Annotated in this window: 12 protein-coding genes; 4 read left to right on the top strand and 8 right to left on the bottom strand. The window is 59.4% G+C overall.

The genetic code is table 11. The annotated features are described in order from the left end of the window. Positions 1-213: 213 nt before the first annotated feature. The gene (locus FE782_RS08535; protein WP_138193657.1) at positions 214-1,314 is read left to right on the top strand and encodes a PRK06851 family protein; all 1,101 of its coding nucleotides are present in this window, start codon (positions 214-216) and stop codon (positions 1,312-1,314) included. Between the two features lie 45 nt (positions 1,315-1,359). Here FE782_RS08535 and adhE read toward each other — a convergent pair whose 3' ends face one another. The 3 genes from adhE to FE782_RS08520 all read right to left on the bottom strand — a co-directional run bounded on the left by adhE (position 1,360) and on the right by FE782_RS08520 (position 6,303). Further along, positions 1,360-3,969 (bottom strand): bifunctional acetaldehyde-CoA/alcohol dehydrogenase, encoded by a 2,610-nt coding sequence (gene adhE, locus FE782_RS08530; protein ID WP_138193656.1) that lies wholly within the window; start codon positions 3,967-3,969, stop codon positions 1,360-1,362. A 192-nt stretch (positions 3,970-4,161) separates the two neighbouring features. After that, positions 4,162-5,421, bottom strand: coding sequence for an FAD-binding protein (locus tag FE782_RS08525; RefSeq protein ID WP_138193655.1), 1,260 nt, complete (start codon positions 5,419-5,421; stop codon positions 4,162-4,164). A 15-nt stretch (positions 5,422-5,436) separates the two neighbouring features. Further along, on the bottom strand, positions 5,437-6,303 hold the full coding sequence (locus FE782_RS08520) for an aldo/keto reductase (protein ID WP_238392389.1): 867 nt from the start codon (positions 6,301-6,303) through the stop codon (positions 5,437-5,439). Positions 6,304-6,417: 114 nt separating this feature from the next. On the opposite strand from FE782_RS08520, the gene FE782_RS08515 reads away from it, so the two are divergent. Continuing rightward, the gene (locus FE782_RS08515) at positions 6,418-6,756 is read left to right on the top strand and encodes a L,D-transpeptidase (RefSeq protein WP_138193654.1); all 339 of its coding nucleotides are present in this window, start codon (positions 6,418-6,420) and stop codon (positions 6,754-6,756) included. Positions 6,757-6,783: 27 nt separating this feature from the next. Here FE782_RS08515 and FE782_RS08510 read toward each other — a convergent pair whose 3' ends face one another. Next, positions 6,784-6,987, bottom strand: a complete 204-nt coding sequence (locus FE782_RS08510; RefSeq protein ID WP_138193653.1) for a hypothetical protein — start codon at positions 6,985-6,987, stop codon at positions 6,784-6,786. A gap of 232 nt (positions 6,988-7,219) precedes the next feature. Between FE782_RS08510 and FE782_RS08505 the strand changes: the two genes are divergently transcribed. Then, entirely contained in the window at positions 7,220-8,338 is a 1,119-nt protein-coding gene (locus FE782_RS08505; protein WP_138193652.1) for a stalk domain-containing protein, read from the top strand. A 75-nt stretch (positions 8,339-8,413) separates the two neighbouring features. On the opposite strand, the gene FE782_RS08500 is transcribed toward FE782_RS08505, so the two are convergent. From FE782_RS08500 to FE782_RS08490, 3 genes are all read right to left on the bottom strand, one after another. Continuing rightward, positions 8,414-10,516 carry an ATP-binding protein gene (locus FE782_RS08500; protein ID WP_138193651.1) on the bottom strand — a complete coding sequence of 701 codons (2,103 nt, stop codon included), beginning with the start codon at positions 10,514-10,516 and terminating at the stop codon, positions 8,414-8,416. Positions 10,517-10,636: 120 nt separating this feature from the next. Next, positions 10,637-11,746 carry a phosphodiester glycosidase family protein gene (locus tag FE782_RS08495; protein ID WP_238392388.1) on the bottom strand — a complete coding sequence of 370 codons (1,110 nt, stop codon included), beginning with the start codon at positions 11,744-11,746 and terminating at the stop codon, positions 10,637-10,639. Beyond that, entirely contained in the window at positions 11,736-12,215 is a 480-nt protein-coding gene (locus FE782_RS08490) for a hypothetical protein (protein ID WP_138193650.1), read from the bottom strand. Before FE782_RS08490 ends, FE782_RS08495 begins: the two co-directional genes overlap by 11 nt. A gap of 152 nt (positions 12,216-12,367) precedes the next feature. Here FE782_RS08490 and wsfD point away from each other — a divergent pair, with 152 nt between their 5' ends. Continuing rightward, on the top strand, positions 12,368-14,641 hold the full coding sequence (gene wsfD / locus FE782_RS08485; RefSeq protein WP_138193649.1) for a glycan biosynthesis hexose transferase WsfD: 2,274 nt from the start codon (positions 12,368-12,370) through the stop codon (positions 14,639-14,641). On the opposite strand, the gene FE782_RS08480 is transcribed toward wsfD, so the two are convergent. Further along, positions 14,615-15,802, bottom strand: a complete 1,188-nt coding sequence (locus FE782_RS08480) for a DHH family phosphoesterase (protein WP_138193648.1) — start codon at positions 15,800-15,802, stop codon at positions 14,615-14,617. The two genes, wsfD and FE782_RS08480, sit on opposite strands and share 27 nt — an antisense overlap. Positions 15,803-15,879: the final 77 nt, after the last annotated feature.

Here is a 15,879-nt window from a genome sequence, read left to right as displayed (position 1 = left end):
CAGTCGTTTGTCTGTGTTCTAAGTGCTAAATATTGTAAACGTTCAGAGATTATTGTAATCGGAGTGTGAACGATATGAACGCTTCCGGCGAGTGTAATGAAAGTATGGAATTTATGTTCGTTTCGTGAAAATTGGGCACCAATTGGCAGCGCTCGCAATACGATGTGCTATGTCAGCATTACATTTGCCTATAGGAGAGGTGTGATGTTCGCGATGTCAGGGAACATTTTGCATTTTTATTGCGGCGGCAATACCGCCAAGGGCTTCGCCAACTTATTCGACTCGTCGCTGCAAGACCTTCGGCGTCTGTATATTCTGAAAGGCGGCCCCGGTACGGGAAAATCCGGCGTCATCCGCGCCGTCGGCGACGCCATGGTTCGTTCCGGTCACGACGTCTGGTACATCCACTGCGCGTCGGATAACGATTCGCTCGACGGCGTCGTCGCGCCCGGGCTTGGCGTCGGCATCGTCGACGGCACGTCGCCTCATGTCGTCGAACCCCGGCTTCCCGGTGCGGTCGAGCAGTACGTGAATCTCGGGGAAGCCTGGGACGCGTCCGCGCTGGCCGACCGGAGAAGCGAAATCGAAGCGTTGAACGATCAGATCAAACTGGCGTACGACCGCGCGTATGCCGGCTTTGCGGAAGCGCTGCGAATCCATGACGACTGGGAAAAGATTTATATCGAAAATATGGATTTCGAGGAAGCGGATCGGCTGACCCGGGAATACATCGGTTCATTGTTCCCGAACAGCGGAACCGGGAAGAAAAGCCGCGTCGACCGCCGGTTTTTGGGGGCTGCCACTCCGTCCGGCGCGGTCGACTTCGTACCGAACTTGACCGAAGGGCTGAAGCGTAGAATACTCATCAAGGGGAGACCCGGCTCCGGCAAGTCGACCCTGCTGAAGAAGGTCGCGGCGGCCGCGACGGAGCGAGGTTACGATGTAGAAATCTACCATTGCGGCTTCGACCCGAACAGCTTGGACATGGTCATCGTCCGGGAGCTCGGCTTCGCCATCTTCGACAGCACGGCGCCGCACGAGTATTTTCCCGAACGGGAATCCGATGAAATCCTGGATATGTACGCGCGCTGCATCAAGCCCGGAACGGACGAAGCGCACGCGGACGCTATACGCGACTTGAAGCAACGATATTCCTCTAAGATGAAGGAGTCGATCGGGCACTTGGCGACGGCGAAGTCGCTTCACGACGAATTGGAACGCATCTACGGGCAAGCGATGAATTTCTCGGTCGTCGATTCGGCGCGGGAACGCATCCGTCGGGAGATCGATGCGATCGCCGAGAGATACGTCTAGACGAGCGACGCCCCGCAGCTTTCGGCTGCGGGGCGTCTATATCCATTAGAAATTTCCGTAATACGCGTTCCGATACACGTCCGCGAGCTCCGAGACGAGCGGCAGCTTCGGGTTCGCCGTCGTGCACTGGTCTTCGAAAGCGCGATCCGCCAACGCGTCGACCCGCGATTCGAAGACGACCGGCTCCACGACGCCGAGATCTTGGAACTTCTCCGGGATGCCGAGCGCCTGGTTCAGCTTGCGAATCGCATCGATCAAGCTGTTGACGCCCTCCTGCGTCGTACGGGCCGGCAGTCCGAGAACGCGAGCGATATCGGCGTAACGCTTGTCGGCGACGTAATGGTCGTATTTCGGGAATCCGGCGAATTTCGTCGGCAGCGTCGCGTTGTACCGAATGACGTGCGGCATCAAGATCGCGTTCGTCCGGCCGTGCGCCGTATGGAATTCCCCGCCCCACTTGTGCGCGAGGCTGTGGTTGATGCCGAGGAAGGCGTTGGCGAACGCCATGCCGGCGATCGTCGATGCGTTGTGCATCTTCTCCCGGGCGAGCGGGTTCGCGGATTCGTAAGACGGCCGCAAGTACTCGAACACGAGCTGGATCGCCTTGATCGCAAGGCCGTCCGTATAATCGTTCGCCATAACCGAGACGTACGCTTCGATCGCATGCGTCAACACGTCCATGCCGGTGTCCGCGACCGCATGCTTGGGCAAGCTGTAGACGAACTCCGGATCGATAATGGCCACGTCCGGGGTGAGCTCGTAATCGGCCAACGGGTATTTCGTATTGCCGCCCCGCTTATCCGTAATGACCGCGAAAGAAGTCACTTCGGACCCTGTACCCGACGTGGTCGGAATCGCGACGAATTTCGTCTTCGTTCCGAGCTGCGGATATTTATACACCCGCTTGCGAATATCAAGGAATTTCTGCTTCAAGTGATGGAAGCTGGTATCCGGATATTCGTAGAACAACCACATCGCCTTGGCCGCATCCATCGGGGAACCGCCGCCTAAGGCGACGATGCAGTCCGGCCGGAACGCCTCCATGACCTTCCTGCCCGCTTCCACCGTATCGACCGACGGATCCGGCTCGACATCGGAGAACACTTCGATGAAAACCGGCGACTGCCGCTTCCGCAAGTAATACTCGACTTTCTCTACATAACCGAGTTTCACCATCATCGGGTCGGTCACGATCAACACCCGCGAGATGTCCGGCATCTTGGTCAAGTACTGCGCCGACCCTTTTTCGAAGTACACTTTCGGCGGCACCTTGAACCACTGCATATTCACCGTGCGATCCGCCACCCGCTTCACGTTGATCAGGTTGACCGCGGACACGTTCGAGGTCGTCGAATTATGGCCGTACGAGCCGCACCCCAACGTCAACGACGGAAGATTCGTGTTATAGATATCGCCGATGGCGCCGTGCGTGGACGGCGAGTTGACGAGCACGCGTCCGGTTTGCAGCCTGCTTGCGAAGGCGTCGACGACCGTTCGATCGCTCGAATGGATGACCGACGAATGGCCCATGCCGCCGAAGGCGACGACCTCCGCCGCGCGTTCGATTCCTTCCGCTACGTTCTTCGCCTTATAACAAGCAAGCACGGGGCTCAGCTTCTCCGCCGACAGCGGATGTTGGGGACCGACGCCCTTCAGCTCCGCGACCAGAATCTTCGCGTCTTCCGGCGCGCGGATGCCGGCCAACTGAGCGATCGCGGACGCCGGCTGACCGACGATGACGGGGTTAACGGCGCATTTGTCTGCTTGGATGACGAGCTTCGAAACCGCCTCGACTTCCTCCTTGCTTAAGAAATAGCAGCCCAACTCGGTCATGAGCTTCTTGGTACGTTCGTACACCGGCTCTTCGATGATGACGGATTGCTCGGACGCGCAGATCATGCCGTTATCGAACGTCTTCGACAAGATCAGATCCGTGACCGCCTGCTCAAGGTTCGCCGTCTTTTCGATAAAGCAAGGCACGTTGCCCGGACCGACGCCGAGCGCCGGCTTCCCGGTGCTGTAAGCCGCTCTCACCATGCCCGATCCTCCGGTCGCCAGCACGAGCGCTACGTCGGGATGGTTCATCAACAGCTGCGTCGCCTCGACGGACGGCGTCTCGATCCATTGCACGCAAAACTCGGGAGCGCCGGCTCGAACGGCCGCTTCGTAGACGGTTCGCGCCGCTTCGGAGCTGCACCGCTGCGCAGACGGGTGGAAGGCGAAGATGATCGGGTTGCGCGTCTTCGCCGCGATCAGCGACTTGAACATCGTCGTCGAGGTCGGATTCGTGACCGGCGTCACGCCTGCGACGATCCCGACAGGCTCCGCGATCAGGCGGTAGCCTTCATTCGCATTTTCTTCGATGACGCCGACCGTCTTATCGTGTTTGATGCTGTGGTACACGTATTCGGTCGCGAAGATGTTCTTCGTGATCTTATCCTCGTACACGCCGCGGCCCGTCTCCTCAACGGCCATCTTCGCGAGCGCCATGTGGCGGTCCAGCCCGGCGAGCGCCATCGCTTTCACGATGTCGTCGACTTGCGCCTGATCGAGTCTCAAGAACTGCTCATAAGCCTTCTTCGCCCGTTTCGTCAATTCGTTCACTTGGTCTTGCGCCGCAGCGGTTTGCTTTACTTCGGTTTCTCTCACGGCCATCGCCTATCACCCTTTCGGTTTTGTTAGTTCCATGGTAATCGGCCGGATCGATTCGAACTATGAAAATAGATGAGAGTACGTGAATATTTTCACATACTTTGGTGTGAGAGATTTTACAATAAAATAACCGACTCCAAGGAATGAAAACATCCCGCGGGGGACGCGGGATGTTTCGGATGTTTCGGGATAGAATCATGTCCCGATAATATAGGTTTCCAGAAAGTCGTTGCGGAACTTGCCTTCGGGGTCGCAACGCGCTATCAACCGGCGGAACTCCGGCAGCTTCGGGTAAAGCGGCTGCAGCTTGCCGGGCTCCATCGTAAACAGCTTGCCCCAATGCGGACGGGTTTGGAACGGCGCCAGCTTCTCTTCGACGATCGGCAGAACGACTCGAACCGCATCCCAATTCGGCTTCCAAGTGAAGTGAATCGCGACCGAGTCCTGTCGGTAGCAAGGGCTCATCCACGACTCGTCCGCCGCGATCGTACGAACTTCGGAAATAAACAGAAGCGGCGAGATCCGATCTCTCAATTCGTCTAGCGCGCATAAGGCCGCATAGGCGTCCCTGCGAGAGACGAAATATTCGCTCTGCAGCTCCTCCCCCGCGCTCGGCGTGAATTCCATTCGGAAGTGGGGCATGCGTTCATGCCATGGCCCCGGGACGCCTAGCTGCTCGGTACAAGGTTCCGCGCCGCTTCCCGGTACCGGATGCAGCTTCTCGCCTGCTCGCGTCGCACCGAAGAAATCGGCTCTCCGTTCGTCGGGGGCTCTCCCCTTGTGCTTCAGCCACACCTGATTGAAAGACGGCCGCTTCCAATCCGTGAAGAGACTGACGCTGTACGCGCTGGAGAAGATCGCGTCGAAGTCGTCTTGCAACCTCGCTAGCGGCAGATGTTCATACACCTCTTGGCTCATCTCGAAGGCAGGTACGACGTCGAGCGTCATTCGGACGACGACGCCGAGCGCACCGAGTCCGACGACCGCCGCTTCGATCGGATGCTCCGGATCTTCCTTGGCGAAAGCGACCGTCGTACCGTCCCCTTGGACGAGCTCCAGCGAATGGACCGCCGCGGCCAGATTCCGGTTCCGGTCGCCGGAACCGTGCGTCGCCGTCGCGCACGCGCCGGCGACGGAAATATGCGGCAGCGACGCCAAATTGTGCAGCGCATACCCGTTGGCGTGCAAATATCCGCACAGCTCGCCGTACCGCATCCCCGCCTCCACCGTCACCCGATGATTCGCGCGGTCCAACTCGATGACGCGATTCAACTTTCGCAGCGAGAGATGGCTTGCCGTCGTGTCGGCGATGCCGTTGAACGAATGGCGCGTCCCTAACGCCTTCACCCGCGAGCGGCTCGCGACGAATTCCTGCACTTGATCCACCCGATCGGGAACGTACGCTTCTGCGGCGTTATAAATGTAATTGCCGGCCCAGTTTTTTTCGTAATGCACCTTGTCCCGTCCCTTCTAAAATACCGACGTATACCCGCCGACGGACGATAAAATTCGATCCGCCTCCTCGTCGGTCATCGAACCGAATCGTTCTACGGCTTCTACGATTTTCGGAAATAAATGCACGTCTCCCGCGCTTGCGAAGCCCGCTACGTTCGGGAACTTCAAGACGAAATGAACGCAAGCGTCGATCGCGTCCTGCCGGTCGAACGGCTCGTACCAGGTTGCGTACGGACGCTGCCGACGTTCGCCCCAAGGCGCCTTCGCGATCGCTTTAATGACGCGTACGGCGACTTCCCGGTTGACCGCTTCCTCCATTAAGGCGTCGAACGCCTCTCGGTATTCGGGCATCGTGTACATGTAGTGGTTCAGAGGAAGCAGCACGGTCTCGAACGGGTATCGTCGAAGCGCTTCCAAATGCGCGATCGGCGCTTCGTGGCCGTGCCCCGTGATGCCGATGTGCTTGACGACCCCTTCTTCCTTCGCTTCGATCGCCGCCTCCAGCGCGCCTCCCTTGGTCGTGCACGAATCGAGCTCGGCGATCGTTCCCACGGCGTGGAGCTGCAGCAGGTCGACGGAATCGACGCGCATGCGCTCCAACGATCGGTAAATTTCCGCCTTCGCCTTTTCTTTCGAACGCTCCCCCGTCTTCGTCGCGAGGAAAATCTCGTCCCGCACTTCGCTGATGATCGGCCCCATTCGTTCTTCGGCATGCCCGTAGCTGGCCGCCGTGTCGAAATGGTTGACGCCGCGTTCCAGCGCGTACCGAATCGAGGCGTCCGCCTCATCTTGCGTAACGTTGCCGAGACTTGCGGCTCCGAACATAACGACCGAACTTTCGAATGGAATGCGGCCTAACGGTCTCCTGGGTATCATTGACATCGATATCGTCCCCTTCGAACCTGAAATAAGTGCCATCGGAATAAGAGTAGCAGAGTTTCCCGGTTTCGTCATACCCTAAATGAACGAATCAAGAATACGCGGAGGAGGTTGAGCATGCCGAAGTATCGAATCATCGTAGATTTATCGGATCGGCAATTGTATTTGCTTGACGGGGATATCGTGAAGCGGGGATTCCCGGTCGGCATCGGAAGAATGGTCTCCCGCACGCCCACCGGCGAATACAAAATCATTAACAAACAATCGAATCCCGGGGGTCCGTACGGCGCGTTCTGGATGGGGTTGTCCAAACCCACCTATGGCATCCATGGGACGAACGATCCTTCCTCCATCGGCCGGGAAGTGTCCCTCGGCTGCATTCGGATGCACAATAAGGACGTATTAGAGCTGTCTTCCCTCGTGCCGGTCGGGACAAGGGTGACGATCAGACCATAACTATCGTCGAATCATTCGCCCTTCGTGTCAATCTCCGCCTCCGCCCCCGCCGTCGCATCCCCCGTCTCCGCCCGAACCGCCGTCTCCGTACGCGTAGGACGAAGACCCGTCCGTTTCGCGGCTCCGACGCTTCTTGCGTCCGGTTCGATCGGTCCCCGACTTCCCGCTCGCGGAGGAGACTCCCCACACGAACAGTAAAAGAATGAGTACGAAAGTAATGAACGCTGCCATCCGCATCCCTCCGTCGATAGCTATCTTATAGAAAGCATAACGAACGAATGTTAAGGAAGCGTAAACGGAAAGGCGCCGGAATGTAAAATTCGAAACACTCTCAACAACGTCTCAATTTTCGCACGGACTCTCATTCGCTATGGATTCATAAGGCGCGGGCTGATACGGTATAGAGGTCGTCGCTAAGTACGCTGCGGCGGAACGACGCGAGATCGTAAAGGAGAGAGGATTGATGTCGATTCCAACCCTGCCTAAGTACGTGAGGGTTGCCGGAAGCGCCTTGCTGTTCCTTGCCTTGGGTTCGCACACGGCGTTGTCGGCCGGAGGCGCGGTCAACGTTTATGTGCACGGAGAGCTTCTCCGGTTCTCGGAGGCGCAGCCGGTACTGAAGGAAGGACGAACGCTCGTCCCCTTCCGCAAGCTGTTCGAATCGCTCGGGTATACGGTACAGTGGATCGACGCCGGCGACGCCGGCGGCCGAAGCGCGGTCGGGACGAAAGACGGCGTCACGATCGAATTGACGATCGATAAGAACGTTGCCCGTGTGAACGGCAGCGACGTCCGACTCGACGTCCCGGCGCAGATCATTGGCGGCAGTACGATGGTGCCGCTGCGCTTCGTCTCGGAAAACAGCGGTTACGACGTCGCCTTCGTCTCTAGCGGCAACGTCTCGACGATTACCGTCGGCGCCGCCCGCCCGAGCGATCCGACCGTTCCGACGGCCTCGGCGGACGAAGCTGAGCCTTACGTCGCGAAGGGACGCGTGGTCGCCGCTAACGGCTCCCCGGTGGAAGGCGCCGAAGTGTTCGCCGATAACCAGCTGCTATATAACAGCAACTTGCATGCTGTCACCGACGCCGACGGCTACTATCGGATCGAGCTGCCGCTGCTGGCCGCGACATGGAATATGGGCGGCTCGCACCTCGTCGATGAGTTCATCGTGGATTTGATCCCCGACGTCGATCGTCCCTTCGCCGGCAATACGGGAGCCGTCCGGAACTTTACGGTGCCGGAAGCGGAGACGATCTTCGGAGAGCTATATCTGTACATGGATCTCAACAGCTTCGCGAACGGTTATACCGAAGATCATGTGGAGCTGACGCTCGTCCCGGACGGGAACGGTCGGACGATCGCCGGATTCGGCTTCAACTTCCCCGGCGGCTTCGGCATGAACGACGTGCCGGTCGGCACCTACACGGCGACCGCCGTATACGCGCCTCCCGGCGAAGAACGCATCCCGCTAAAAATCCGGAAGAGGAATATCGGACCGTACGCCGACTCGGTCGAATTCAAGTTCAGTCCGCTGGTGCCGGGCATCCAACAAGCCGAGCTCGAAGTGCAAGCGCCGTAATGATGCCGTAAGCGAAAAAAATCGCCTGAGACGCCCGGCGACGATGCGGTTCGTCCGGGATCTCAGGCTTTCTCTTTACGTATCGCCTTCGGCGGATAACGCGTGATACAACGCTTCCAGCGCTTTCTGCAGATGGCGATAATAAGTCGCCATGGATATATTCAGCGCCTTCGCGATGCGTTCGTTCGGCCGCACCGCTCGAATATAGGCAAGAGTAAGCAGTCTTCCTAGCATCTCTTCCGATTCGTCGCCTTCTTCCAATCGACGAATCGCGTCCTCGATTTGGCGTCGAACGACGGCGCCGATTTGCTCCTTCGGCTGCCGATCGACGATACGATGCGGGAACAATCGAACGTAACGCTCCGTCAGCGCCGGCTTCCGCGGAAGGGCGCTCCAATGTTTCAGAACGGCTTTCAGTTCATTCAGCTCGTTCGACTCTTGCGGCTCGGACGGAGTCGGTCGGGGAGAAGCAGGTTCGGAAGCCGGTACCGAAGACGCCTCCGGAGACGCCTGACGGCTTACGGATCGATCCAGCCTCGTGATGAAATCCTCATGCCGGAGATCGAGGACGAACGCGCGATATTCGGTGCCGAGCGGCGTGAACGCGTCGGCCCAAGGCGCCGGCTCGAAGCCGCACAGCTCGAATACGGGGAACCATTCCTTCAGGCAAGTGAAGTCCAAAATCCACTCGGACCGGGAGAAGCGGTTCATCAACGCGTTAATGATGAGCGCCCGCGTCTTCCCTTCCAGCTCCGGCGCGATCCCGACGAACGTGAACAGATACGCGTTCGGGACGGGCTTCCATCCCCGAAAGAACGGATCGAGCAACGGCTCCCTACGTAACGCCTCGAGGATCCGCCCTTCCAGCGGAACTTTCCCGATGAAGGCGATCATGCGCTCCCGCTGCCAGATCGTATCGAAGGCGGCCGGAGCGATCTCGAAGATCGCTTCGATGTGCCGTTCGAGCGGCGGATCCTCCGCGGCTTCGGGAGCGGCGAATCGGTGGAACTCGACGTATAACTGCCGGATCGCGGGGATGTCGACCGGTCTGCAGGAACGCACCTCGATATCGTCGTCCGGGTGACCGGAAAAGCAGATGCCGCGAACGATCGGATGCTCGTGCAGGTTCATCTTCTCGATCTGCAGCTTCCGGCGAAGCGTCGGCTGCGCCTGTTCTTCCTTGCGAATGTGCTCCAGCGCCTTGCTCCGCATCCGCTCGTATGCGTTCGGCCGGCGAAGCTGGAAATCCTCCAACGCCCAGGCTCTCACGGCGTCGTGCAGCACCCAGCCGTCGGGCTTCAATAAGACGAAGGGCAGCGCGACGAACTGCCGAAACGATGCCGTATCGAGCCCGAAATCCGCAATCGCGGCGAGCCGCTCCTCGTTGAAGTGCCAATATACGGAAGCAGCCTCCAACAGACGTTGAGTAGAATGCGGCGCTCCCTGGAGTAATCGGGCCATCAAAGCGGAGACGAGTTGAAATTGTTCGCCGCGGTCCAGGCCGTGCGCCGTCTCCCCGCCCCTCGCTATCGATTCCGCCGCCAGCGTCATGGCGAGCGGGACTCCTCGGGAGAAGCGGACCAACTGCGATCGTCCTTCGCGGCTTACGATCCCTCGGTGCAGAGCGTAGCGCTCCACCTCGTCCGAGGTCAGCGCTTGCAGCCGGAACGCATGTGCGGGGACCGCCCCGGCGGCATACAGCCACCCGCCGGTAAGCGCGTTCCGTCCGGTCGTCACGATCCGAATCGACGGCTCCAGCGACGCGATCCACTGCAGAAACCAATGCTCGACCGCATGCCATTGATCGAACCCGTCGATCAGCAGAACCGACCGGCGGCGCCGCGATAGACGGTTCATCCGCTCGGTAACGGCGTCCGGATCGGAATGGTCGACGTCATGGTCCCTCGTCTCCTCCCGAAGCCGGGAAACGAGTTGATCGAAGACGTCGTCCTGCTGCTGCAGGATCTTCCCGCCGTCGACGAAATAACAGAGAAATTCCTTCCGTTCCGAGCGGAACCGGCGGAGCAGCGCAGACTTGCCGATCCCGCTCTGCCCGTAAATATGAAGCCACCGCCGTTCCGATTCCCCGGCCGCATGTCTTCGCAGCGTCTCTAGTTCTTCCGTCCGCCCGACAAAATCGTTGCTTTCCGCTCGCATCGTCACGATCTCGTTCCGCATTCCGCTCCTAAACCCCTTCGGCGATTCGGTTGGCTTTATTATAAGTCAATCGCTTCCATGCGACATTAGAAGTTGGGATTATTTTCATATAGGAAAATGGTACTAGATCGATCATAGCAATTACGGAAGCACGACGAAATTGGAGACGACCTTCCTCTCCCGCCCGTCGGACGGGCTGTTCAGCAATTTGCCGTCGTAAACGAAGGCGCTCGACCCGCCGCCGTCGAGGTTGTAGGCATCTCTGACGTTCCACTCGAGCAGCTTCGTCTGCGCTTCTTCGAGGGTCACGCCGTTGCTGTAGCCCTTCTGCCTGCCGTCGATGACGATCAGCAGCAGGTCCCCGTTCGAGAAATGACCGATCATCGTCCGAGGCTCCCGTTTGTTTTTCCATTTGGTCGGAATCTTCTGCTTCTTGCCGTCTTGGAGCAGCGTCGGAACGAACGTAGCGCCTTGCTCGACGTCGAGCGCTTCGATATCTTTCCGGGACGTAATTTCGCCGCCGACCAAATGTCCGTTTTTGTTAATGCCGATGAAGCTGAGTCCGGTCTGGTAGAACGCTACGATTTCGCCGTCGACGACGGTGACGCCCATCGGGTAGAGAAGGCCGTTCTTGTCTTTCGAAAATCCGCCGGCGTTGATCGCCAGCACGGCGCCGGTGCGTTTCGCCGCCGAGCTCGTCGTCTCGCCCTTATCGCCGATCTTGTCGTTCGACATGACGAGCTTGATCGCCTTCGGGTCGTGCAGCTTGACCTTCGCCAAGTACCCCCGGTAGCCGGCTTCCTTCAACGAAAACACCTTAACGGTAGCTTTCTTGCCGAACGTCTGGCCGATCGGCTTGCCGAGCTGCGTGCCCAGCACCGATTCGAGCGTATCTTCCGTCGCTTGATTTTGCTGCTTGCTCTTGTTCACTAGATCCGCGACAGCGTCATGCTGCTCTGCGTCGAACGCGGATTCCCGCCGGGCGGCTTCCGTCATCTCCATTAAGTAGGCGTCGATTTCGGACAGCCGTTCGGCCGACGCATCCGCCGTATCCGCTATCGACGCGTAGGCGGCCGACACGTCGTCGGCAAGCTTGCTTACGCCTTCGATCGACGTTTCCGCGTCCGCATACGACAGAACGGACGGCGCATAGGCGGCTTTCAGCTCGGAGGAGCGCAGCTGAAAGCCCGCCGTAACGCCGAGCAGCGCGGTAACGAGCAAGCCGAGCGGAATCAGCGATTTAGTAGACACGCGCCGCTTCCTCCAGCTTCTTGATCGATTTGCGCAGCTCCTCCAATTCCTTGCTTAGGTCCGTAATCCGCTCATTCAGCGCCTTCTTCGATTCCGCCGTCGTACTGAGCGAATCGCCGGCCAGCGACATCTGTTCCTTCACGGCGGTTAACTCGCTTTCGACGACGGCGAATTGCGCTTGAAGCTGCGCGGCGAGTTCCTGATTGGACTGAAGCGCCCCCTGCAGCTGCGTTAACTTCCCGTTCACGTCTGCTATATGTTGTTGATTCGTCCGTTGAATCTGCTCAAGCTCGGCGCGGATGCCGCCGACGTAATAATACGCCGACGCGAAGGCGCCTCCGGCCAACAGCAGCCACAGCGCGACGATCCCGGCCTTCGCGGCCCACTTGTAAGTGCGTTCCGCCTTGTTTTCCCGCTGCTTCGGGGATCGTTCCAGTCGCGATTCCAGTTCGTAGTACGCTTCGTTCATCGTTCCGATCCTTTCGATTTTTCTAGTTGAGATACTATAATCCTATCATACTTGAGGGCGATTTTTCATAGATGATGTCGAATCGTGTTATGGAAGCGTCGAATCGAGGCCAGACTGGATGCGAAAGGACCGATGTTTTCGGAGGGGATGGATTGACTACGCAGCGAGGTTTGCTTCTGTGGGGGCTTATCGTACTCGTCATGAGCGCGATCCTATTCCTGCCGCCCTTCGTCGGGCTGGCCGATAACAGCGATTATGCCCGAGCGGTGCAGCCGCTGGGCTTGTTGCCCAACGAGCATCCGAGGTACTTCCACGCGTTCCGGGAGTTTCGCCTGACCGAAGCGGCCGCGGGCAGCCTTCGTAACCTGTTATTTCCTGACTTGGAAAACGAACTCGGATACGTCAGCTCCCAGCTGCTGCTGACGAAAGCGGCGCTCCTTCTGAACGACGGATTCCGCCGGTTATTGCGGATGGACGTCGCCCTGTTCGATATCCGGTTCCTAGGGGGACTCTATATCGTCTTATACGGCGCCGGCTTGGCTCTCTTCGTCGCCAAGCTCGGCGCGAAGCGAACGATCGCGAGATTGCTCGTCTTCGCTGCGGCGATCTTCTTGTTCTGCGACGCGGGATATATTCTATACTTTCATTCCTTCTACGGGGAAGCGACCATTCTCGTCGCGTTGCTGCTTACGGCCGGCAGCGTCGCGTGGTGCATTTACGGAAATCCCTCAAGAAAGCTCCCGCTCTTCTTGTTTTACGCGTCCAGCGCGCTGTTCGTCTCCGCCAAGGTGGCGAACGCGCCGATCGGTTTTCTGTTAGCGTTGTTCGGGTGCGCGATCTTGTTCGTCCGGAAGGATCGATTCTCCCGGGCGACCGTCGTCGCGGGAAGCGGCGCGCTGCTGCTCTTCTCGATGCTCTTCTTCTCCTCCGCGCCGCAGTGGATGAAGCAGGTGAATCAATACCAATCGATCTTCTTCGGGGTGTTGAAGGATTCCCCGACGCCGGCCGAGGATGCCGCGGAGCTCGGGCTCGACCCGAAATACGCCGCGCTCCGAGGCACCCACGGTTATATGCCCGATGCGCCGTACGACATCTACGGCGATGCCTTCCGACGGGACGTCTACGATCGCGTGTCGTATGCGGACATCCTGAGGTTCTATGTCGGTCATCCCGACAGGCTCGTCGAGAAGCTGCGCGTCTCGGCGGATGCAAGCGTGTTCCTGCGTCCCTCCTATGTAGGCAATTACGAACCGGATGCGGGGCTGGAGCGGTTAAGCTTTACGAAGCGATTCTCGTTGTGGGAAGGGCTGCGCAAGCGGGCGGTCGGCATCGCCTTCCCGATCGTCGTCGCGGGATTCGCCTGTTATCTCGCGGCGATCGCTTATAGGCTCGTCAAGCTGTTCAGGCAGCCGTCGCCGAGCCCGCGGACGAAGCTTGCGCTCAGCGCTGTCTTGCTGCTGCTGTCGACGACGGCGATGCAGTGGGTCGTCCCGGTGCTCGGCAACGGGGAGGCGGACTTGCAGAAGCATATGTTTCTCTTCGCCGCTTGCTTCGACTTGATGCTGCTCGTCGGCGCGGCGTGGATCGCGGATCGCGCGACCGCGCGGAGCGTCTTAATCGTCTGCGCGGCGGCACTGCTGCTTCCGGCCTTCCGTTGGACGCAAGAGCCGGAGTCCGCGCCGGCGACCGCCGCCTCCGGTATTCGGGTCGGCGATACGGTGCAGTTGGGCCGGTATGAAGACAAGCCCCTGCTGTGGACCGTACTCGCGAAAGAGGAGGAAGGCTACTTATTATGGTCCAGGGACGCGATCGCCGCGAAGCCCTTCGACGCCGTGGACGAATCGCTCCCGGCGGGAGAAGAAGCAAGAAGCTACGGATCGAACGATTGGGAAACCTCGGACCTCAGGCGCTGGCTGAACGAGACGTTCCTCGCCGGCTTTACCGACGAGGAACGCAAGCTGTTAACCGCCGCCGCCTTGAACACCCTCGTGTCGGCGCAGCGCCTCGACCGGAAGCAATTCGGCGACCAACCTCATTACTGGAGCAGCATTCCTCGGCATGCAGAGCAAAATTACGATCGCGCGTACGGACGGCGAGCGTCTGAGCTCGTGTTCCTGCTAGATGCGCAGCAGCTTGTCCGCCATGTCTCCATGCGAGGCTCCTTCTTAACGAAGGCGAACCCGCAGGGGAGCGCGACGCCATATTGGGTGAGGACGCCGTACGCCGGCAGCGCCAGCATGGTCCGCATCGTCGGCGAGGACGGCTTCGTCTATCATCGAGACGCCGCCGGCGAACGTACCGGCGTCGTCCCCGCCGTCTTCCTGCGCTTGGACGCGTCCGCCCAAGGCGGCTTCGGTACGCCGGAACGCCCGTACCGGGTCGTTGGCCGCGCTTCTGTTTTACCGCTTGCCCGCGTGTCGCATTAAATATTGAATGAACGCATCGTCGCGAACGAGCCATGCGGCGTACCGCCGCTTCACGTAACGTTCGGCTTCCTCGAACGCGTCGAACGCCGGTTCCGCCGTCTCCCCGTTCGCGTCGAGGTGCCATCGGCCTTCGGCTTGAAACAGAAACAGCTGCTCCCCGGCTCGGTTTTCGTACAACACGCCATACTCCGAGCCCTTGACGTTATACTCGTTCCTGTCGGCGTCGGGCCGGGGCGGGTCGAGCGCGAACGGTTCGACGGCGTAGGCGCGGAACGCCGCGTCGCTAAGCGGACAGCCCGCCGCCTTCGCGTGTCCGCCGCCGCCGTACCCCGCCGCGATGTCGGAGACGTCCACATGATCGTGCACCGTCCGCAGGCTGAGCTTCTTCCCCCCGACATTCAAGATCGCGATATAATCCAGATGCGGGAACGCCCTCCCGAGCTCGTGCGACAGCTCCGAATGATACGACTCCGCATGCACGATGCCGACGCACCGGTCCGAGACGAACGTCTGGACCAGCTCTCTCTTTTTCCGGCGCACGTACCGGTCGATCTTGCTTTCCTCCAGCTCGAGCAGCTTCTCCTCGAAGTCGGTGAAGGCGAATCCCTCCTTCCGCTTCACCCGCTCGACCATACGGTCCTCGAACTCGTCCAGCGACAGCAGGAAAAACAAGTCGTTCAGCCGCTTCGCCGTAACGTTGTCGTGTTTTTCCCATTCCCATGTATCGTACTGGCGCACGAGCTCCACGAATTCGGCGAGCGCTTCGTTCGGCTGCAGCATCCGATGCTGAACCAGATAATCGTAGAAAAGCGACGTGGCGGACGTCTGCCGGCCGTCGTCGTATGCGACCTGCACGGTCGCCCACGGATGCCGATTCAGATGCAGAGAAGTCTTATGGTGATCCAAAAGACGCGCTTTGCCGCCGTTTTGGAGAAAGCGGTCGATGCGGGCTTCTACCTCCTCGGATACGGATAAGTCGGTAACGAACAAGAACCCGCCTTTCTTCGGCTTCTCCCGATACGCATCCATATACCGCGATACTTGCGGGTTGATGCTTTGGACGGAATTGTACCGTACTTCGATTTTCTCCCCGAAGGCGCAGCGCGCGACGACGCCGCAGCCGACGCCGTCGAGATCGTTGTGCGTGAATAAGTGATGCATGGATTCCCGGTCCCCTTGCCGCGCGAGATGGTGTTGCCAAGGGTAGGGTTTCCCGATCGGTTTCCACTTTATTCCCT

This window comes from Paenibacillus antri, from assembly GCF_005765165.1.
Taxonomy (GTDB): Bacteria; Bacillota; Bacilli; order Paenibacillales; family YIM-B00363; genus Paenibacillus_AE; species Paenibacillus_AE antri.
Note: the sequence above shows the minus strand (reverse complement) of the source record. Positions and strands in the feature narration are given on the sequence as shown.